Below are 18322 nucleotides of genomic sequence, written 5' to 3'. Positions count from 1 at the left end.
CTCATGCCTCCTTCCGTCCGAGTGCAAAATAGCGCCAGGGCGTAAACCAGCGGAAACGAGATTCTAGCTTGTCGGGTACGCGGTCGAGCCCGCTCGTGCCGCCCGGACCGCACCGGCCGACGCGAAAAAGTGTCATCCAGCCGCCGGCCCAGAGCCCGTGGCGAGCGATGGCCTCATAGCCGTATTCGGAACAGGTCGGGATATGCCGGCAGGAATTGCCGATAAAGCCGGAAAGCGTCAGCTGATAGAGCCGGATGAGCCCCATACCGAAAAGGCGGTCAGGCGTCTTGCTGAACGGACCGGTGTAGTTGCGGGAAAATTTCTGCTGCCGCTGGGTGCGGGGCTTCGGTGTGGCGGCACCGCCCTCGTCTTCCTCTTCCTCACGCAGCAGACAGAATTCGCACATCGTTCACGCCTCGACGGCTTCAGCGCGTTTTGCCTCGACCTGGCTGATGGCGTCGACGACGGCGTCGAAGGTCAGCATGGTGGAGGCGTGGCGCGCCTTGTAATCACGCACGGGAAGGAGATAGCGCATGTCGGCGAACCGTCCATCCGGCCCCTCGCCATCCGCTTTGAGCATGGCGAGCATATCCTCGCGTGCCTGGCGCACTTCGCCCGATGTCGCGCCGACGACATGGCGGGCCATGATCGAGGAGGACGCCTGACCGAGGGCGCACGCCTTCACGTCATGCGAAAAGGCGCTAATCGTATCGCCCTCCATTTTCAGCCAGATCCGCACTTTCGAGCCGCAGAGCCTGGAATGTGCCTGGGCGCTCGCATCCGCGCCGTCAAGCGTGCCGGTCAAAGGGATATTGCCGGCAAATTCGAGGATTTTGCTGTTATAGATGTCGTCCATGACGGATTTGGCTCCAAAAACGCCTAAAAGAGACGCTAATTCCTATGTGATCGTCGTGTAAACAAAAAACACACAGTCAAACGACAGCATACTTACATACCAGGGTCGTCTTCCTATATGTATGTCGTTCGAGGGTCGTTGAAATGCAATGGCCTCGGATAACTTTGATTGGGAAACCAATAAGTTTGCCGATTGAGTTTGATTGGGAAACCGTGCCGGAAGGGTTCGAGAAAGCGAACCTGGAAAGCCCCGGAGCCTGCCAAAGGTGCAAGAATTCCCGCTTGGGGTACCAGTGGCTAGTCCGAAAAGGTCCGCGTTGCGGACCAGGAGACCATTGAATATGGACGCCATCGTCAAGAATTTTCCGCAGACCGTTCGTGAATCGGATCGCCCCTCCCAACAGGAGGCAGAGGACGCCGTTCGCGTCCTGCTGCGCTGGGCCGGCGACGATCCGTCGCGCGAGGGCCTGCTGGACACGCCTGCCCGTGTCGCTAAGTCCTATCGCGAGCTCTTCGCCGGTTATGAGATGAGCCCGGAAGACGTACTCGGCCGGACCTTCGAGGAGGTTGCAGGTTACGACGATATGGTGCTGGTGAAGGATATTCCGTTCTTCTCGCATTGCGAACACCACATGGTGCCGATTATCGGCAAGGCGCATGTCGCCTATATGCCTGATGGACGCGTTCTCGGCCTCTCCAAGATCGCCCGTGTCGTCGAGATTTACGGGCGCCGCTTGCAGACGCAGGAAACGATGACCTCGCAGATCGCCAAGGCCATCGACGAAACGCTGCGCCCGCGCGGTGTCGCAGTCATGATCGAGGCCGAGCATATGTGCATGGCCATGCGCGGCGTTCAGAAGCAGGGCTCGACCACATTGACGACAACCTTTACAGGGACGTTCAAGACCGAACCGGCCGATCAGGTGCGATTCATGACGATGGTACGGGGTCGTTAATATCGGCTCCCCTCAGGAAGGCCGCGATGAGCGAACTGATTTTCAATCAGCCGTCGGACGATAAATCCGAACTGGAGGATGCCGGCGATTTCACGCCGCATTTCGATGATCGCGGCCTGATCACAGCCATCGTCACCGATGCCGGCGACGGCGAATTGCTGATGGTCGCCCACATGAACGCCCAAGCTCTGGCGTTGACGATCCAGACCGGCATCGCCCACTATTTCAGCCGCTCGCGCGGCAAGATCTGGAAGAAGGGCGAAACTTCGGGCAACCTGCAGACCGTCAAGGAAATCCGCACCGATTGCGACCAGGACGCCATCTGGCTGAAGGTCGAGGTCGCCGGCCATGACGCGACTTGTCATACCGGTCGTCGCTCCTGCTTCTACCGCACCATCACCCTTGAAGATGGCAAGCCCATGCTGACCATCGTCGATGACGACCTGCATTTCGATCCCAAGGACGTTTACGGGAAATAGGCTAAATCTCGTCCGCCTGCCCCTTATTGCGACGCCGGACCCCTCTATATACAATTTGGAAAGGGTTCGGGGCGGTTAATGAGAACCCAAATGTTCTGCCGGGAGGAGGGAATCCCATGTTGGGCTGGAGTATGAATCGTCAAAGCTCCGACGGGGGTGGTTCTGGCTCGGCAGTGCGTGACGACACGCCCATTTCTCCTGTACTCTCCGTTCCCGAAAAGAAAGCAAAGCTTGCCCTGGCGCTCGGCGGCGGCGCCGCCCGCGGCTGGGCGCATATCGGCGTGCTGCGTGCTCTCGACGAAGCAAGCATCGAGATCGGCATGATCGCAGGCACGTCGATCGGCGCGCTCGTCGGCGGCTGCTATCTCGCCGGTAAGCTCGACGAGCTGGAAAATTTCGCCCGTTCCCTCACCATGCGCCGCATCGCGAGCCTTCTCGATCTGACGATCGGCGGCTCCGGCCTCTTCGGCGGCATGCGGCTCACTAAACGCATGCAGGAACATCTGGAAGGACTGACGATCGAGGATCTGGACCGGCCTTTCGTCGCCGTCGCGGCCGAGGTCAACACCGGGCACGAAGTCTGGATCGCCAACGGTTCGCTGATCACGGCAATTCGTGCCTCCTACGCCCTGCCCGGCATCTTCGAGCCGGTGCGCAGCAATAACCGCACACTGGTCGACGGCGCGCTCGTCAATCCCGTGCCGGTTTCCGTCTGCCGAAGCTATGAGCAGCCGCTTGTCGTCGCCGTCAACCTCAACTATGACCTCTATGGCCGCTCCGCCGTGGTCCGCCACAATGCCAGCCTCTCGCCGGCCGAAGTGCAGCAGCAGAGGGAGGCGCCCTATGCCGCCAGGATGGGCATGACCGGTGTCATGGTACAGGCCTTCAACATCATTCAGGATCGTATCGCCCGAGCCCGCCTCGCCGGCGACCCGCCAGACATTTCGCTGCAGCCGCGCCTGTCAGATATCGGCCTGTCGGAGTTTCATCGTGCGGGGGAAGCCATCGAACGTGGCTATGAGGAAGCCCGGGCGAGGCTGCCCGAGCTGCAGCGTATGCAGGAACTCTACGCCAGGCATCCCTGACGCCTAAGCAATTCCAGTTCGCAGCAGCGTCCGGAATTGGTAGAACAACGGTCATTCAGCTCGCAATATAGGCCTTAATCTCTTCGGCCTCGCGCTCGACTTCGGCAATGCGCGACTTCACGACGTCGCCGATCGAAATAATGCCGGCAAGCTTGCCGTTGGTCTCTACGGGAACGTGGCGGAAGCGTTTGCTGGTCATCAGCTCCATGAGCTCGTTGACCGAAGTCTGCTCGTTGCAGCGCAGGACCTTCGAGGTCATGACGGAAGAAAGCGTCTGATCGAGCCCATCTTTGCCGGCCTTGGCGATGACATGTACGAGATCGCGCTCGGTGAACATGCCGGAAATCTTGTTTTCCATGCCGACGACGACGATCGCGCCGATCTTCTTCTTACTGAGAATCGCAGCCGCCTCCGAAACCGTGGTGTTCGGCCCTGCGGTGACGACGTCACGACCTTTCAGATCGAGTATTGCTTTGACGGAATTGGCCATATGGACCTCCTATGGCGAAAGTGAAACACTTCTCGGAAACACAGGCTCCGCGGCGGTCTCTCCTCCCATCGCGGAGGTCAATGGTGCACTTGTTGGATCATGATTGCAACTCGTCGTCGGGCAAAGGTTCTTCAAAATACTCCTCAGGCGGCTTCAGGTCGAAGAGCGCAAAAAGGAAGAAGCCGAAGACGAAACCGCCGATATGCGCATCCCAGGCAATCTCCTGGCTGCCGTCGCCGAGGAGCGGGATGCCGACGGCGATCAGAGCGTTGCCGACCAGCCAGAGCAGCGTGAAGATGATCACCGTGCGGTTCTGCATCGCCTGCAGCACCGACAGTCGCGGATTGAGATGCGCGGGGCGGACCATCTGCCGCCCGGAAGGGAAGGCAAAGCGGCAGGCTGCACCCATCAGACCCGAGACTACACCCGATGCACCGATGAGCAGCCCTTCGCTGCCCCAGTTCAGGGCCGCATGCAGCGCCGCCGAGGCGACGGCGGAAAGAATCCAAAAAATGATAAAGCGGAACGTTCCGATCCGGCGTACGACCGGCGCGCCAAAAGCCATCAGCCACAGGCTGTTGAAGACGATATGCTCAATGCTTCCATGCAGCAGTGAATAGGTGACCGGCGTCCAGTAGAGCTGCGGCCCCTGCTCCGCAAGCGAAACGGCATAGCGCAGCGGAATGAAGCCGAAGTTGAACAGAAACCAGGAAAGCCAGTCGGGAGACAGTAGCGACTGCCCGGTGTAGATCAAGACCAACAGCAGCAGCGTGGCAAGCAGCGTTGACGGAAGATTGAAGACCGGCTGGCGCGGCGGCCGGGCCGGCGGTTCGGGCTGGGAAGGCTGGAATGCCTGGTCAGGCCCGGACGTCTGTTCGTTCATGCTCTCATCGCCTCGTTGCAGGCACAGCCATACAGGAGCCGACATCAAAAAAAAAGCCGTCCGGAACTGGCCGGACGGCTTGCCAGGGCTCCCCGAAGGATGACCCCTCCCCTGGCAGTCTTTGTGCAGAACTTCACTGTTCGAAGTGATGGACAGACGGTCTCATGATCGGCCCCAGCGCTCAAGCGAAACCCTTTCTTAACCTTAACTCGCCGGATTTGGCATGAAATCCGCAAGGTAGAAGGTGAAGGGGCGAAAACCGCACCCTAATGAACCGAAATGAGACACTGCCATGCGCCTTCAGATCACGATCGACATATTCGACTACTGGAATGCTCTGCGCGGCGGGCGGGATGCGCCGCTGAAATCGCAAATCGAACCCGGCGCGATCCCTCACCTCCTGGCGAGCCTCTTCATACTGGAGACCGGCGAAGACCGGCATATCCGCTTCCGTCTCGCCGGCACCAAGATCTGCGATCTCTTCGGCCGCGATCTGCGCGGCGAGCGCTTTTCCACCCTCTGGGCCAATGGCCAGCACGAAGATATCGAAAAGACGGCACAGGGCGTGATGGCTCATGCGATCCCGACGCTTTTCAACGCGACTGGCTACAGCATCGCCGGCCATGATGCGATCTTCGAGATTATCATGATGCCGCTCCGTTCGCCGGAAGCCGGCTGCGACCGGCTGCTTGGCGCCATCGCGCCTGCCGCTGCTGCAAGCTGGCTGGAGATCGTGCCGCTGGAGTTTCTCGCTCTCGACCGCAGCCGGCTGCTGCATGACAAGTTCGGTCGTGCGGCCCAGGCCGAGCCGCGTCGTCCTGCCGAGGTCGCCGCTGAAAAACAGGCCACGTTCGGCCGGTCCATGCTGCGTGCCATGTCGCATTTCCTGCATGGGGCAGCAGCCCGCTGACCGTCGCATTTTGGGTCGCCGCCCATAATACTTTAGGGTTACGGGCGGCTCGTTCCCACAACCTTCTGTTAATGGATTGCGGGTAAGGATTAGACCCAGCGATTTCATGAAGAAGCCCTTTGATGCACTCGTTCCAGCCCGCTCAGACGCACCGACCTGCGCCGCGCCCTGAACAGGGAGTGTTCCAGCGCGTGCCCATCAACATGCAGGGCCGGCTGATGCTTGCGAATTACGAAGAATTCGAGTGCATGGTGATCGATATGTCGCCCGGCGACATGTATGTCACCTGCGCTGGCCGCCCGCGCGCCAATGAACGCGTCGTCGCCTACATCGATCATCTCGGCCGCGTCGAAGGCCACGTGCAGATGGTCGATATGCGCGGTTTCACCATGTCGATCAACGCCACCGAGCGCAAGCGCGAGAAGCTCGCGGCCCAGCTCACCTGGCTTGCCAACAAACACGAGCTCGGCCTGCCGGAAGATCGCCGTCATGATCGTCTGACCCCGCGCGAGACCAAGACCGAACTCGCGCTGGACGACGGTACGCGCTACATCTGCCGTATCATGGACCTTTCGCTCTCGGGCGCCGCCGTCGATTGCGAAGTGCGCCCGCCGCTTGGTACGCCCGTTCGTCTCGGCAACATGCGCGGCCGCGTCGTTCGCCATTTCTCGGAAGGCGTTGCGATCGAGTTCCTGTCGGTCCAGTCGCGCGAGACACTCCGCGAATTTCTCTGAAGCAATTCCAGCAAAAGTGTGCAGCGGTTTTGCGTCCGGTTTCGGGCAGGCCGGCGGGATCGGCAAGCAGAATTGTGGCCGCTTCCCATTCATGCCAATCCCGCGCTGCCTGCAGCCGCACCTGGTCCGATCCGCGGTACCTTCTGATGCGCGCGCGTATCATCACCCACTATTTTCGTGAGGGCGCGTGGCTGGAAGACGGCATCCGCCTGAAAAATGCCCCTCGCCTCGCGGGCATTCCGGGAATTCTCATCCATGGGCGTTTCGATATGGAAGCGCCGCTTGTCACCGCCTGGGAACTTGCCCGCGCATGGCCCGGTGTCGAACTTGTGGTGCTACCGAAGGCGGCGCGTTCCACCGGAAACGTCGATATCGCCGCCGCGATCGTCTCAGCGACGAACGAATTTCGTGACCTCTGACGAATTATTTTTTCGGCCGCAATCCGGACCTGAGCCATAATCGGCTTTTGGAGCAGCGATTCCGCCCTTTTATGAGCCGCAGTCCGACTTGCGCCAACTGCCATTCCCACCAGAGGCGGCTGCAGAAATTTATCCGGCTTATCGAAAACCGTTAACAGCCTGTCCGCTTTTCGGCCATTTCCCGCCCAAAAGCCTTTTTCACAAAGCTTCAATTTTAATCGAATTTGCGACGAAAGCGGTTTTAATTTTAGTCGTATTCGAGATGGATTTGATTCAAGTTCTCTGCGTATTTGAATCAACTAAGTCTTTAATTTGATTGCGTAATTTTGCGTGAGATAAAAATGTCCGTGTCATTGTCGTCCTCATAACGGGGAGACGATAATGTCAATTCGAAATCTACTGAAAGGCGGCCTTCTGGCCGTTGGCATGATAGCGGCAATGGCGGGCGCAGGACAGGCATCACCCGCCAGTATGACGCTTGCAGGCAACGCGAGCCCGCCGATCGGGCACTATGAATTCTGCCAGGCCAATCCGAGCGAATGTGCCTATGCCGGCGGCGACGCCGGTCCCGCAATCCTGACCGAGGATCGCTGGAAGGAAATTCTCAAAATCAACTACACCGTCAACTCCACCATCCAACCTATGACGGACAAGGAGATCTACGGTGTCGAGGAGCGCTGGGCCTATCCGCGAACAGTCGGTGACTGCGAGGATTTCGCTCTTCTGAAGCGCAAGATGCTGATCGATGCCGGCCTCTCACCGTCCGATACGCTGATAACGGTCGTGCTGCAGCCGAATGGCGAAGGCCACGCCGTGCTGACGGTGCGCACCGACCATGGCGACTTCATTCTCGACAACATGCGCAACAAGGTGCTGCTGTGGTCGGATACCGAATATACCTACCTGAAGCGCCAGTCCGCTGACGATCCGGCTCGCTGGACGAAGCTGCAGGATGGCCGCGCCGTCGCTGTGGGCAGCGTGAAGTAACAGGCATACCGGCCCCGGTCAGTCCCCGCATCCCCGTCCCGACCGGCGCCCAGAGCCGTTCCCGCTGTCCCGGGAACGGCTCGCTTCTTTTGTGGCATTCCCTTTTGGCGCGCCTGCCTCCATCCGGACGCACGCGCTCTAACTCTATGAAACCGCAATCGGGCCGATGCTTGGTTGAGTTAACGGCTCGTTAACCCTCGCTATCCCATCATCTCCTTGAGATTCATCACCGGCACCGACGACTCGTGTTCTCTTACGGCGGCCCGACATCGGAGGACGACGATGAGCCATTCCGCCGCGGGCCATCCTGGCGAGCAGCCTCTTATTTCGACCCGCTTCCTGGTTCGCGTCACGGCGACGATCGCGGTCTTGGCGCTGCTGACGGTGGCGATCAGCATTGCCGGCCGCTGGTTCGGCCGTCACATTTCGCTCGCTGGCAATACAGAAAGCAATGTCGAAATCACGCTCACCATCGGCCGCGACACCATTGCCCTGCCCGCCAACACGATTCGCTTCCCCGGCGAACGTCATGACGGTGCCGCCGAACGGGTCGATCTCTATCTCACCTGGCCGGAACTGCATGGCTACAGCAAGCAAACGCGCCAGCGCTTCGACGACATTGCCCAGTCGTCAGGCCTGATTTTCCTGCAGATCACCCAAGGCACGATGTCGCGGGACATGTCGGGTCGGCTGGAGCCGATCTATTCGCATCTGATGGATGGTGCCTCCGAACCCTTTGCGCATGGCCTGACGCTGCACCGCCTTCGTGCGGACGCCGGTTACAACGGCGAAGTTCTGCTGACCGCGCCGCGCGAAGGGAGGGCCGATTATGTCGTGCGCTGCGTCCTGCCCTCGTCTGCAGAAATGGCAACCAGCGGCGATTGCCAGCGCGATATCAAGGTCGGCAAGGATTTAAGTGTGCTTTACCGGTTCTCAAGCCGTCATTTGGCCGACTGGGACCATATTGATGCCGCGATCAGGACCTTTGTGGAAACCCGGCTCGTGAGCCGGTCTGCAACACTCCGCTAAAATCCCCGCAAATGTCTGAAGAAACGATTCATCATAAACGGATTGGTAACGCTGAACCGGTAGTTTTCCAAGACAGCCGGTTACGCAGTAGGGGGCGCGTGACCCGCCGAACATCCAAAATGCAAGCGAAGAGTGGAATAGTGTCAAGGTCAATTTCCTCCGTATCATCGCCACGGTCTGCCGGTTTCCTCGCAAAGGTGCTGACGATCCTTTCGATGGCTATCGCGGTCGTCGCGGTCGACTCGGTCAATGCCGAAGCGGAAGCTGCAAATCCGAAATATGCCGGTATCGTCGTCGATGCACGGACGGGAAATGTTCTCTACAGCGAGAATGCCGACCGTCTGCAGTATCCGGCGTCGCTCACGAAGATGATGACGCTTTACATGACTTTCGAGGCGCTCGAGCAGGGCCGCATCCGCCTCGATACGCCTGTCCCCTTCTCTGCTCATGCTGCAGCCCAAGCGCCGACCAAGCTTGGTGTACGCGCCGGCGGCACGATCACTGTCGAACAGGGTATCCTCGGCCTTGTGACGCTGTCTGCCAATGATGCGGCAACGGCGCTCGGCGAAATGCTCGGCGGTTCGGAAGATCGCTTCGCGCAGATGATGACGGCCAAAGCGCATGCGCTCGGTATGACGCGCACCACCTATCGCAATGCCAACGGCCTGCCGAACACCGCGCAGATGACGACGGCTCGCGATCAGGCTCGCCTCGGCATCGCCCTTCGTCAGCATTTCCCGCAATATTACGGTTATTTCTCCGCGCGTGCCTTCAAGTTCGGCAACCGCGTGATCCGCAGCCATAATCGCTTGGTGGGTTCCGTCCGCGGCGTCGATGGCATCAAGACCGGCTACACCCGCGCTGCCGGCTTCAATCTGGTCAGCTCCCTGCAGGTCGATGGCAAGTCGATTGTCGGCGTGGTTCTCGGCGGCGCCTCCACCCCTGCCCGCGATTCGCAGATGCGCACGCTGCTCGCCACCTATCTGCCGAAGGCCTCCGCCAGTGGCGGGATGCTCGTCGCCCAGTCGAAGCCAATGCCTGAGATGATCGAAACGCCTGCGCCGGTTTCTCCTGCCAAGGTCGCCCAGTTGACGGAAAAGAAAACGATCGCCGCCAACCAGTCGCCGGTCACGGCCGCCGCTGCCGATGTCGGCCTGCCGCCTAAGGGTCCGCTTCCGGACAGCCGTTATCGGACGGCAAGCACGGAAGTTGCCTATGCGGAAACCGCCGCACCCAAAACGGACAATCCCTTGCTGACGCAGCCGATGCCGTCTCCGACCAAGGTTAAGACGGTCGCGATCAAGCAGCAGCAGGAACAGGCTTCCGTCGCCGTGCCGACGCCGGCACCCGCCTATATGCCGCCGGAACAGGGCGACACCTCCGTCGACGAGCTGACGACGGCCTCCACCAAGGCCGCCCCTGCAAAGGAAGTTGCCGCGAGGGAAATGCCGCAGCCATCTGGCTGGGTCGTACAGATCGGCGTCTCCTCGAACCGTGAAACGGCGATGGACCTTCTGGCAAACGCCAAGGCCAAAGGCGGCAAAGCGCTGAGCTCCGCCAAGCCTTTTGCCGTCGCCTACGGCAATGGAGGCGACCAGATCTACCGCGCCCGCTTCGGCGGCTTCGATGAGCAGCGTGACGCGGTCAACGCCTGCAAGGCCCTGAAGAAGGCCGGTGTCAAGTGCTGGGCAGCCGCCCAATGAAATATCTGGCGCTGCCTATGACTGATTTGGCAGCACCCCTGTCTGCCGGCTGTGGTGTTCGCGCCGCCGGCAGTCGATCCTAGTTCGATTTGTATTGCGTACGAGGAAGATGATGTCGATCAACGAGAATATTCCAAATGCGCCTGCCGGCCGCCGAGCGGTCAACAAGGGCCGCTCTGGTTTGCATCCGCTACACGAAGCAGCTCTGCGTCTTGCCGAAATTGGCCTGCAGCGCCCTAAGGCAAGATCGCCGAAGACCCGTGATCTCATCAACCTGCTGCTGTGCCACGGTGCGCGCGCGTGGCGCTACTCGCAGCCGGAAGCGCATATCCATTTGCACATCACGTCGCCCGACGGCAATTCGCCGGTCATTCTGCGACTGCGATAAGGTGCACGAAAAGCCCTATAGCAATCCGAGTTCAGAAAGCTCGCGGCGAAGATCCGCGGGCATTTCCGCAATGCCTGCGCCAAGACTGTGGAGATCGCGCGGCACGTCCTCATCCGGATAATAGCGCCAGCCCTGGAAGGCGCGCTTTGGCTGGACCGAGGTTTCGACCACCTCCGGACCGAGTACCAGATGGCAGCGGCCGATCCCTTCTCCATCTGTAAATGTCTTGATGTCTAGGATCTTTTGCCGGGCCTGCACCTGCCCCTTGATCACCCAATAGAGTGAACCGCCGTCGAGCAGCTCTTCCACGCGCTTCGGTACCATGCGGGTCGTATGGACCGAGTGTGGCTCCATTCCGGCAGCAATGGCGCGCAGCGAGCGCTCGGCGACCCATTCGCGCAGGTCTTCGATCGAGTCGCAGCCGACGCAGAGCTTGATGAGATTTAGTGCCATGCTGCCGTTGAAGTCCTTTTGATCGGCAGCGTCAAGCGGCTAAAGCATGTCGCGCAAAAGTGTACCGCGGTTTTGCGTCAACGACATGCGTTAAACAAAGCATGTCGCGCAAAAGTGTATCGCGGTTTTGCGATACGGCATGCGTAAAACAAAGAGCCGAAGCAACGGCGTCCACAAACTCAGCATTCGACGACGTTGACGGCAAGGCCCCCAGTCGAGGTTTCCTTATACTTCTCGCTCATGTCGTAGCCCGTCTGGCGCATTGTCTCAATACAGGCATCGAGCGGCACGAAATGCTGACCGTCGCCCTTCACTGCGAGGGATGCGGCCGTGACCGCCTTCACCGCGCCCAACGCATTGCGCTCGATACAGGGAACCTGCACCAGGCCGGCGATCGGATCGCAGGTCATGCCGAGATGGTGTTCAAGCGCGATCTCCGCGGCATTTTCGATCTGGGCCGGCGTGCCGCCCATGACGGCTGCGAGGCCTGCGGCTGCCATGGCGGCGGCTGAACCGACCTCGCCCTGACAGCCGACTTCTGCGCCCGAGATCGACGCATTGTGTTTGATGATGCCGCCGATCGCCGCTGCCGTCAGCAGATAGTCGTGGATGCCCTTCTGGTCCCAATCCTCATGGAAATGCTCGTAGTAGCGGATCGTCGCGGGGATGACGCCCGCCGCGCCATTGGTCGGCGCCGTCACCACGCGCCCGCCCGCGGCATTCTCCTCGTTGACCGCCATCGCGTAGACGCTCAACCAGTCGTTGGCGAGCAACGGATTGATCCGGTTGCTGCGCCACTCCTCCTGCAGCTTGTCGTGAATATGCTTGGCGCGGCGTCTGACGTTGAGGCCGCCGGGCATGACACCTTCGACCTTCAGTCCACGCTCGATGCAGGCGCGCATCGCTTCCCAGATGCTGTCGAGACCGGCATTCAGTTCTTCGCGGCTGCGTTGGCTTTCCTCATTGGCGCGCTTCATCTGCGCGATGGTCAGACCGGACCGTTCGGCCATTTCCAGCATCTGCTTGGCGCTGGCGAAGGGATAGGGCACCTTGTAACTGCCCTGGGATGCCTTTTTGCGCGCCCGCATCTGCTCCAACTCGGTATCGGTGACGACGAAGCCGCCGCCGACGGAATAATAGATGCGCTTGACGAGAAGCCGACCGTCCTTGTCATAGGCGGAAAAGCTCATGCCGTTGGCGTGACCCGGCAGCGGCTGCTTCTTGTCGAAGATCAGGTCCGTTTTCGGCCGGAACTGGTAGGCTGGATGCCCCTCGGGCGTGATTCGGCCGCTCTTGTCTACCTCGTCGATGATCGCATCCATGCGATCCGGATCGACCTTATCGGGCGCCTCTCCCATCAGTCCGAGGATGACGGCCCTGCCCGTTCCATGGCCTATTCCCGTATGGGCGAGCGAACCGTGCAGGCTGACCTTGATGGCTGCCACCTGCGCGCCGGTGGAAGGACGCGGCCATTCGTTGGACAGAATGAGCTCAAGGAACCGGTTGGCAGCCGTCATCGGCCCCATCGTGTGCGAACTCGACGGCCCGACACCGATCTTGAACACATCGAATACCGAAAGAAACATGGAAGCGCCTTTTAAATTTCACGATGCAGACTATGCGAGCCCGGTTTCGCATCCGCGTGGCGGACCGACATCGCCTTGAACCGGTGCGACATCCGGCCGGACACTAGTTCGAAGTGGGCCAACTTGCCAGTCGTTCTCATCTTGCCGGTCATTGCAGCAATCGCATGCATATGTAGAGTGGCCGCGTTTGATGCGGGAACTGAATCACTGATGATGACGACGGCGGATTATATCGCGCTTGCCTTCTTTATCTTTATCTGGATGGGCTATTCCTGGCTGCTGCACGGCCAGACTTTCTTCGGGCGCACGAGCCTGACCCATGCCATGGCGGAGCGAAGGCGCGAATGGATATATAATTCTTTGCGCCGCGATTTGAAGATGATCGACACCCAGATCATGGCCGGGCTGCAGAACGGCACCGCCTTTTTCGCCTCCACATCCATCTTCGCGGTAGGAAGCTGTTTTGCCTTGCTCGGTGCGACGGAAAAGGTGGATGCGGTCTTCGCCGATCTGCCTTTCGTCTTCCACAGCGGCCATGCGGTCTTTGAGATGAAGGTCGGCGGCCTCGCTGCCCTCTTCGGCTACGCCTTCTTCAAATTCGGCTGGTCGTACCGGCTCTTCAACTATTGCACCATTCTCTTCGGTGGCATTCCGATGGTGCATGATACGGAAAAGGACGTGATCGCCGCCGAGCGCGCAGCAGAGCGTGTCATTCGTATGAATGTCATCGCAGGCGGCCATTTCAACGAGGGTCTTCGGGCGATTTTCCTGTCCATCGGTTATCTCGGCTGGTTCATCAACCCCTATGTTTTCATGGGGACGACGGCGATGGTCATTGTGGTCCTGACCCGCCGGCAATTCTTTTCGGAAGCGCGCCTCGCCATCATGGACGCCAATCCGCCACCAAATCTCCACCTTTCTGCTGTTCAGCGCGACAAGCCGTCGGCGAGCGACGGCGACGAACTGTCCGGGGGATTGTGAATGATAGTGTCGGCAACGGAAGCGGCGGCTGGTGCAAAAACGCCGCGTATCGGCCTCGTGGATACGGCGCGGGGTGCCGCGCTCGTTGCCATGGCAACCTATCATTTCAGCTGGGATCTGGAGTTCATGGGCTATCTGCAGGCCGGAACGGCCGAGACCGGCTGGCTGAAGATCTACGCCCGGGCGATCGCCACCACCTTCCTCTTCATCGTCGGCGTCAGCCTGGTGCTTGCCAGCCGGCCGGACATGCGCTGGCGTGCCTTCTGGAAGCGTTTTGGCATGATCGCCGGTGCGGCCGTGGTCATATCGGCTGCGACCGCCTACTTCGTGCCCGGCGAATGGATCTATTTCGGCATCCTGCATTCCATCGCGATTCTGAGCCTCATCGGCGTGGTCTTCCTGCGCCTGCCCTTGCCGGTGACGCTGCTTGCCACGCTTACGCTGTTCGTCGCCTGGATCGCCGATGCCTTTGTGATGCCGGGCGTGCTGGATTCGCACCTGTTCGACCCGAAATATCTGGCCTGGCTCGGCTTTGCGGCGACACCTGACCGGTCGAACGATTTTGTGCCGCTCTTTCCCTGGGCGATCCCCTTCCTCCTCGGCATGGGCTTGGCGCGCCTCGCCTTCCGCACGAACCTGACCCTGCGGCTGGCCGCGTTAGGCACGGGTCGGACATGGTTTGCGCGCCTCGGCCGCCACAGCCTTGCCTTCTACCTCATCCATCAACCGGTGCTGATCGCCATTGCCTATGGCCTGACCTTTATCGTTGCACCGCTAAAGCCTGATCCGGCGGCGACCTATCTGCGCCAGTGCAATACCTCCTGCACGGTCGAGCAGGGCGAAGCGCTCTGCCGCAGCTTCTGCCAGTGCACGCTCGATAAGCTGCAGGCGCAGCAACTCTTCACACCGTTCCAAGCTGGCGAGGTCAAGGCGGATGATGAGCGGATCATGGCGCTTGCCAGCCAGTGCAGCGCCGAAATAGAGCCAGCGCCGCAGTCACAGCCCGTGCCTCAGCAATAATCAGGTGGTGACGCCGATTTCGGCGAGGCGGCCAAGGCAGGCCTCCTCGATATTGTCGAGCTCGGTGATCGTCTCATCGATATCTTTGCGCTTCTGGCGCAGGTCTTCGCGCTTCTCGTCGACGCGCTTCATCAGAAGCTTAAGCTGGCCGAGCTCGCCCGGCGGCTCCTTGTAGACCTGAATGATTTCGCGGATTTCGGCAATGGTGAAGCCGATGCGCCGGCCGCGCAGGATTTCCTGAATGAGACGCCGGTCGGCGGGCCGAAAAAGCCGGGTGCGACCGCGGCGCTCCGGATGGATCAAACCTTCGTCTTCATAGAAGCGAAGCGTGCGCGTCGAAACTCCGAATTCGCGCGTCAGCTCCGTTATGGTATAATACTTATTCACTAGCATCTCATCCCCGTCGTTGACCCGGCATAATATTGACTTTTACGTAATAGTCAATTTCCGCATCTGTTCAGATGCCGAACCACCATGTCGCGATGCCGAGGAAGGCGAAGAAGCCGGTGCAGTCGGTCACGGTGGTGACGAAGACGGATGAGGCGATCGCCGGGTCTGCGCCCATCTTGTCGAGCAACAGCGGCAGCAGGATGCCGGCAAGCGCCGCCGCGATCAGATTGATGATCATTGCCGCGCCGATGACGGCGCCAAGCTGGTAGTTGTGGAACCAGGTGCCGGCGATCACGCCCAGCAGCAAGGCAAAGAGCATTCCGTTCAAAATGCCGACACCCGCCTCTCTGCGGATGATGCGACCGGCATTATAGATATCGAGATCGCGGGTCGCGAGCGCGCGCACGGTGACGGTCATCGTTTGCGTACCGGCATTGCCGCCCATGGAGGCGACGATCGGCATCAGCACGGCAAGCGCGATCATCTTCTCGATTGAACCATCGAAGAGACCGATGACGCTGGCAGACAGCATCGCCGTGCCGAGATTGATCAAGAGCCACAGGAAGCGCGAGCGCACGGTCGAGATCACATTGTCGGAGAGTTCTTCGTCGCCGACACCGCCGAGACGCTTGATGTCTTCGTCCGCTTCTTCATGGATCACGTCGACGACGTCGTCGATGGTGAGCACGCCGACGAGGCGTTCGTTCTCGTCGACGACGGCAGCCGAAAGAAGGTCATACTGTTCGAAGAGCTGGGCCGCCTCTTCCTGGTCCATCTCGGCGGGTATCGGATGGTTCGTTTCCCGCATGATGTTTTCGATCTTCATCTGTCGCTTGGTGCGTAGGATCTGGTCGAGATCGACGGCGCCGAGCAGCTTGAAGGTCGGATCGATGACGAAGATCTGTGAGAAGGAATAGGGCAGATCCTCTTCGTCGCGCATATAGTCGATCGTCTGCCCCACCGTCCAGAATGGCGGCACGGCCACGAATTCCGTCTGCATGCGACGGCCGGCAGAGCTTTCGGGATAATCGAGGGCGCGGCGAAGGCGAACCCGCTCCGTAAACGGCAGCTGCGCGAGAATTTCTTCGCGGTCTTCCTGATCGAGATCTTCGAGAATGTAGACGGCGTCGTCCGAATCCAGTTCGCCGATGGCAGCCGCGATCTGCTCGTTCGGCATCTGATCGACGATCTCGCGGCGGATCGTCTCGTCCACCTCGGTCAGCGCCGTCATATCGAAATCGTCGCCGAGCAGGCGCACCAGCGCCAGGCGCTGATCCGGCTGGATCGATTCCAGGAGGTCGCCTATTTCCGATTCGTGCAGGCGCGCGACGTTCTGGCGCAGAAACAGCGTGTCGCGATCGGCGATGGCAGCACCCAGGCGCGCCAGGAAATCGCTGCGCACGTTGCCGTCTTCGTTATAGATATCGACGTCTTCGTCTGCTTGACGTTTGCGATTGCGGTCTTCCGTGTCGGTCGTCGTCATAGGCCGCCCTCGCATCCTTATTTGATTTCAAAGACTATCGAGCCGCGTTCGAGAATGTCGGCTGAAAATGCATTGTCAACAAGCGGATAAGTGAATTCCGCCCTGCCCTTGCGGCCGCCGGAATCCTCATTGACCAGCTAACCGAAAGCCCTTCTGCCGTAAAGCGCAAACCCTTGCTTTCTGATGACAATGCCTGCGGTCGGCTATAGTTTCCGCTGCCATCTGTCGAAAGGAAGCTTAGCTGTGCCGATCCGCCCGATTCTCCGCTATCCGCATCCCGGCCTGAAGACGGTCTGCGCGCCGGTGAGCTCGTTCGATTCTGCCCTGTCTGAGCTTGCCGACGATCTGCTACAGACGATGCGCGCGGCACCCGGCGTCGGCATCACCGCTGCCCATGTCGGCGTCTTCCAGCGCTTGACGGTACTGGAGCTCGACAAGGCGGACGGCGTGCGCATCTACGCCAATCCAGAGATCACGTGGTTTTCGGATGAGACGATGGTTCATCTGGAAGGCAGTGTCTCGATGCCGGGTGCAACGGATGAGGTCATCCGGCCGAGGGCGGTTCGTTTTCGCTACCAGGATCTGGATGGCCATCAGCATGAAGAAGAGGCCATCGGCTTCCTCGCCATCTGTATCCAGCATGAAGTCGACCAACTCGACGGCATTTTCTGGCTGCAGCGCCTGTCGCGGCTGAAGCGGGACCGGCTGATCAGGAAATGGGAAAAGACGAAAAGCTGAGGCTCGCGCCACTATCGGGCGAACCAATGGCACCCTTCCGACGTTTGCCTTGCAGTGAAACCGGAAGGAGACAGAAATGCCTCGCATTAACGACAAGTCCCCGCTTTCCCGCGAGGAAGACTACCGCGACTTCGAAGAGCGCAATCTGGACGATGGCTGGCCCTATGCCGACGGTAGCGGCGCCAAGGCTGACGGCAGTGAAAACCGTGCTTATGGCGAAACCTCGGCCAATTTCGACCGCGACCGCAACAGCGGTTTCCGCATCGATGGCACCGACGAGGACGGTAATGAAAACCGCCTGAAGGATTCGCTCGAGCCTGATACGATCGACCGCAACGAAAGCGACGACCTCGAAGTCCGCGTGACCGAGAACCTGGAGAACATCCCCGACGTAGATATCGACAGTGTGGAAGTTCACGCCGACGGTCATACAGTGACGCTGGAGGGTTCGGTCGAAACGATCGGCATTGCCCGCAAGGTCGAACTTGGCGCCCTGTCGGTAGACGGTGTCCATCATGTCCGAAACCACCTGCGGACGACCGGTGTCGATGCGCATATCCCGAACGAGGATTGAGGCTGAAAAACACAAAGTTGCCGCATTTCAAACCCGGAAAGCGATCTGCTTTCCGGTTTTATGTCTCTAAAATTACAAATAGTTAATCAATTAAAGATTGCAGAATTGTCATATTGGCGAAAGTGCTGACGTCTCAGGCGATTATCTGTGCCGGCTAAGGTAACGCACCTCTCAAGAGC

The 18322-nt window shown here is 59.8% G+C and carries 21 protein-coding genes and 1 pseudogene; 14 read left to right on the top strand and 8 right to left on the bottom strand.

Annotated features, from left to right (window positions below):
* Position 1: 1 nt before the first annotated feature.
* On the bottom strand, positions 2-406 hold the full coding sequence (gene yidD / locus FHT78_RS18645; protein WP_183747114.1) for a membrane protein insertion efficiency factor YidD: 405 nt from the start codon (positions 404-406) through the stop codon (positions 2-4).
* A gap of 3 nt (positions 407-409) precedes the next feature.
* On the bottom strand, positions 410-856 hold the full coding sequence (locus FHT78_RS18640; protein ID WP_183747111.1) for an iron-sulfur cluster assembly scaffold protein: 447 nt from the start codon (positions 854-856) through the stop codon (positions 410-412).
* A gap of 340 nt (positions 857-1196) precedes the next feature.
* On the opposite strand from FHT78_RS18640, the gene folE reads away from it, so the two are divergent.
* From folE to FHT78_RS18625, 3 genes are all read left to right on the top strand, one after another.
* Positions 1197-1811: a GTP cyclohydrolase I FolE gene (folE, locus tag FHT78_RS18635; RefSeq protein WP_183747109.1), complete on the top strand. Its 615-nt coding sequence runs from the start codon at positions 1197-1199 to the stop codon at positions 1809-1811.
* Between the two features lie 26 nt (positions 1812-1837).
* Positions 1838-2290, top strand: coding sequence for a phosphoribosyl-AMP cyclohydrolase (gene hisI / locus FHT78_RS18630; RefSeq protein WP_183747107.1), 453 nt, complete (start codon positions 1838-1840; stop codon positions 2288-2290).
* 116 nt (positions 2291-2406) lie between these two features.
* Complete coding sequence (locus FHT78_RS18625) at positions 2407-3375, top strand: patatin-like phospholipase family protein (protein WP_183747105.1); 969 nt, start codon at positions 2407-2409, stop codon at positions 3373-3375.
* A gap of 55 nt (positions 3376-3430) precedes the next feature.
* On the opposite strand, the gene FHT78_RS18620 is transcribed toward FHT78_RS18625, so the two are convergent.
* Together FHT78_RS18620 and FHT78_RS18615 are read right to left on the bottom strand one after the other, a co-directional pair.
* Positions 3431-3865 (bottom strand): CBS domain-containing protein, encoded by a 435-nt coding sequence (locus tag FHT78_RS18620; RefSeq protein ID WP_183747104.1) that lies wholly within the window; start codon positions 3863-3865, stop codon positions 3431-3433.
* A gap of 97 nt (positions 3866-3962) precedes the next feature.
* Positions 3963-4748 (bottom strand): rhomboid family intramembrane serine protease, encoded by a 786-nt coding sequence (locus tag FHT78_RS18615; protein WP_183747103.1) that lies wholly within the window; start codon positions 4746-4748, stop codon positions 3963-3965.
* A gap of 292 nt (positions 4749-5040) precedes the next feature.
* Between FHT78_RS18615 and FHT78_RS18610 the strand changes: the two genes are divergently transcribed.
* The 7 genes and pseudogenes from FHT78_RS18610 to FHT78_RS18580 all read left to right on the top strand — a co-directional run bounded on the left by FHT78_RS18610 (position 5041) and on the right by FHT78_RS18580 (position 10918).
* The gene (locus FHT78_RS18610; protein WP_183747102.1) at positions 5041-5658 is read left to right on the top strand and encodes a PAS domain-containing protein; all 618 of its coding nucleotides are present in this window, start codon (positions 5041-5043) and stop codon (positions 5656-5658) included.
* A 122-nt stretch (positions 5659-5780) separates the two neighbouring features.
* The gene (locus FHT78_RS18605; protein WP_183747101.1) at positions 5781-6392 is read left to right on the top strand and encodes a PilZ domain-containing protein; all 612 of its coding nucleotides are present in this window, start codon (positions 5781-5783) and stop codon (positions 6390-6392) included.
* Positions 6393-6508: 116 nt separating this feature from the next.
* Positions 6509-6811 (top strand): annotated as a pseudogene (locus FHT78_RS18600) (prolyl aminopeptidase); the annotation flags it as partial.
* A gap of 381 nt (positions 6812-7192) precedes the next feature.
* Positions 7193-7798 (top strand): transglutaminase-like cysteine peptidase, encoded by a 606-nt coding sequence (locus tag FHT78_RS18595; RefSeq protein WP_183747095.1) that lies wholly within the window; start codon positions 7193-7195, stop codon positions 7796-7798.
* A gap of 282 nt (positions 7799-8080) precedes the next feature.
* Entirely contained in the window at positions 8081-8827 is a 747-nt protein-coding gene (locus FHT78_RS18590) for a hypothetical protein (RefSeq protein WP_183747091.1), read from the top strand.
* A 119-nt stretch (positions 8828-8946) separates the two neighbouring features.
* Positions 8947-10530 carry an SPOR domain-containing protein gene (locus tag FHT78_RS18585; protein WP_183747090.1) on the top strand — a complete coding sequence of 528 codons (1584 nt, stop codon included), beginning with the start codon at positions 8947-8949 and terminating at the stop codon, positions 10528-10530.
* Between the two features lie 112 nt (positions 10531-10642).
* Positions 10643-10918, top strand: a complete 276-nt coding sequence (locus tag FHT78_RS18580) for a hypothetical protein (RefSeq protein WP_183747605.1) — start codon at positions 10643-10645, stop codon at positions 10916-10918.
* A gap of 15 nt (positions 10919-10933) precedes the next feature.
* Here FHT78_RS18580 and FHT78_RS18575 read toward each other — a convergent pair whose 3' ends face one another.
* Positions 10934-11371 carry a DUF1489 family protein gene (locus FHT78_RS18575; RefSeq protein ID WP_183747087.1) on the bottom strand — a complete coding sequence of 146 codons (438 nt, stop codon included), beginning with the start codon at positions 11369-11371 and terminating at the stop codon, positions 10934-10936.
* A gap of 179 nt (positions 11372-11550) precedes the next feature.
* The gene (locus FHT78_RS18570; protein ID WP_183747084.1) at positions 11551-12957 is read right to left on the bottom strand and encodes an L-serine ammonia-lyase; all 1407 of its coding nucleotides are present in this window, start codon (positions 12955-12957) and stop codon (positions 11551-11553) included.
* Between the two features lie 213 nt (positions 12958-13170).
* On the opposite strand from FHT78_RS18570, the gene FHT78_RS18565 reads away from it, so the two are divergent.
* Positions 13171-13938: a DUF599 domain-containing protein gene (locus FHT78_RS18565; RefSeq protein WP_183747603.1), complete on the top strand. Its 768-nt coding sequence runs from the start codon at positions 13171-13173 to the stop codon at positions 13936-13938.
* The gene (locus FHT78_RS18560) at positions 13939-14958 is read left to right on the top strand and encodes a heparan-alpha-glucosaminide N-acetyltransferase (RefSeq protein ID WP_183747083.1); all 1020 of its coding nucleotides are present in this window, start codon (positions 13939-13941) and stop codon (positions 14956-14958) included.
* Here the strand turns inward: FHT78_RS18560 and FHT78_RS18555 are convergent, their stop codons facing one another.
* Together FHT78_RS18555 and mgtE are read right to left on the bottom strand one after the other, a co-directional pair.
* Entirely contained in the window at positions 14959-15351 is a 393-nt protein-coding gene (locus FHT78_RS18555) for a MerR family DNA-binding transcriptional regulator (protein ID WP_007826104.1), read from the bottom strand.
* A 64-nt stretch (positions 15352-15415) separates the two neighbouring features.
* Positions 15416-16831, bottom strand: coding sequence for a magnesium transporter (gene mgtE / locus FHT78_RS18550; RefSeq protein ID WP_183747079.1), 1416 nt, complete (start codon positions 16829-16831; stop codon positions 15416-15418).
* Positions 16832-17074: 243 nt separating this feature from the next.
* Here mgtE and FHT78_RS18545 point away from each other — a divergent pair, with 243 nt between their 5' ends.
* Together FHT78_RS18545 and FHT78_RS18540 are read left to right on the top strand one after the other, a co-directional pair.
* Positions 17075-17569 carry a peptide deformylase gene (locus tag FHT78_RS18545; protein WP_183747076.1) on the top strand — a complete coding sequence of 165 codons (495 nt, stop codon included), beginning with the start codon at positions 17075-17077 and terminating at the stop codon, positions 17567-17569.
* A 76-nt stretch (positions 17570-17645) separates the two neighbouring features.
* Positions 17646-18143 carry a BON domain-containing protein gene (locus FHT78_RS18540; RefSeq protein WP_183747073.1) on the top strand — a complete coding sequence of 166 codons (498 nt, stop codon included), beginning with the start codon at positions 17646-17648 and terminating at the stop codon, positions 18141-18143.
* Positions 18144-18322 lie beyond the last annotated feature (179 nt).

The sequence above is a fragment of the Rhizobium sp. BK196 genome (assembly GCF_014193255.1).
Classification (GTDB): Bacteria; Pseudomonadota; Alphaproteobacteria; order Rhizobiales; family Rhizobiaceae; genus Rhizobium.
The sequence above is the reverse complement of the archived record's forward strand: the minus strand, read 5'-3'. Positions and strand labels throughout refer to the sequence as shown.

What these genes read in the sequence shown, in the direction of transcription:
- yidD (WP_183747114.1), bottom strand. Translation starts at nt 406, where the DNA reads ATGTGCGAATTCTGTCTGCTGCGTGAGGAAGAGGAAGACGAGGGCGGT.
- FHT78_RS18640 (WP_183747111.1), bottom strand. Translation starts at nt 856, where the DNA reads ATGGACGACATCTATAACAGCAAAATCCTCGAATTTGCCGGCAATATC.
- folE (WP_183747109.1), top strand. Translation starts at nt 1,197, where the DNA reads ATGGACGCCATCGTCAAGAATTTTCCGCAGACCGTTCGTGAATCGGAT.
- hisI (WP_183747107.1), top strand. Translation starts at nt 1,838, where the DNA reads ATGAGCGAACTGATTTTCAATCAGCCGTCGGACGATAAATCCGAACTG.
- FHT78_RS18625 (WP_183747105.1), top strand. Translation starts at nt 2,407, where the DNA reads ATGTTGGGCTGGAGTATGAATCGTCAAAGCTCCGACGGGGGTGGTTCT.
- FHT78_RS18620 (WP_183747104.1), bottom strand. Translation starts at nt 3,865, where the DNA reads ATGGCCAATTCCGTCAAAGCAATACTCGATCTGAAAGGTCGTGACGTC.
- FHT78_RS18615 (WP_183747103.1), bottom strand. Translation starts at nt 4,748, where the DNA reads ATGAACGAACAGACGTCCGGGCCTGACCAGGCATTCCAGCCTTCCCAG.
- FHT78_RS18610 (WP_183747102.1), top strand. Translation starts at nt 5,041, where the DNA reads ATGCGCCTTCAGATCACGATCGACATATTCGACTACTGGAATGCTCTG.
- FHT78_RS18605 (WP_183747101.1), top strand. Translation starts at nt 5,781, where the DNA reads ATGCACTCGTTCCAGCCCGCTCAGACGCACCGACCTGCGCCGCGCCCT.
- FHT78_RS18595 (WP_183747095.1), top strand. Translation starts at nt 7,193, where the DNA reads ATGTCAATTCGAAATCTACTGAAAGGCGGCCTTCTGGCCGTTGGCATG.
- FHT78_RS18590 (WP_183747091.1), top strand. Translation starts at nt 8,081, where the DNA reads ATGAGCCATTCCGCCGCGGGCCATCCTGGCGAGCAGCCTCTTATTTCG.
- FHT78_RS18585 (WP_183747090.1), top strand. Translation starts at nt 8,947, where the DNA reads ATGCAAGCGAAGAGTGGAATAGTGTCAAGGTCAATTTCCTCCGTATCA.
- FHT78_RS18580 (WP_183747605.1), top strand. Translation starts at nt 10,643, where the DNA reads ATGTCGATCAACGAGAATATTCCAAATGCGCCTGCCGGCCGCCGAGCG.
- FHT78_RS18575 (WP_183747087.1), bottom strand. Translation starts at nt 11,371, where the DNA reads ATGGCACTAAATCTCATCAAGCTCTGCGTCGGCTGCGACTCGATCGAA.
- FHT78_RS18570 (WP_183747084.1), bottom strand. Translation starts at nt 12,957, where the DNA reads ATGTTTCTTTCGGTATTCGATGTGTTCAAGATCGGTGTCGGGCCGTCG.
- FHT78_RS18565 (WP_183747603.1), top strand. Translation starts at nt 13,171, where the DNA reads ATGACGACGGCGGATTATATCGCGCTTGCCTTCTTTATCTTTATCTGG.
- FHT78_RS18560 (WP_183747083.1), top strand. Translation starts at nt 13,939, where the DNA reads ATGATAGTGTCGGCAACGGAAGCGGCGGCTGGTGCAAAAACGCCGCGT.
- FHT78_RS18555 (WP_007826104.1), bottom strand. Translation starts at nt 15,351, where the DNA reads ATGCTAGTGAATAAGTATTATACCATAACGGAGCTGACGCGCGAATTC.
- mgtE (WP_183747079.1), bottom strand. Translation starts at nt 16,831, where the DNA reads ATGACGACGACCGACACGGAAGACCGCAATCGCAAACGTCAAGCAGAC.
- FHT78_RS18540 (WP_183747073.1), top strand. Translation starts at nt 17,646, where the DNA reads ATGCCTCGCATTAACGACAAGTCCCCGCTTTCCCGCGAGGAAGACTAC.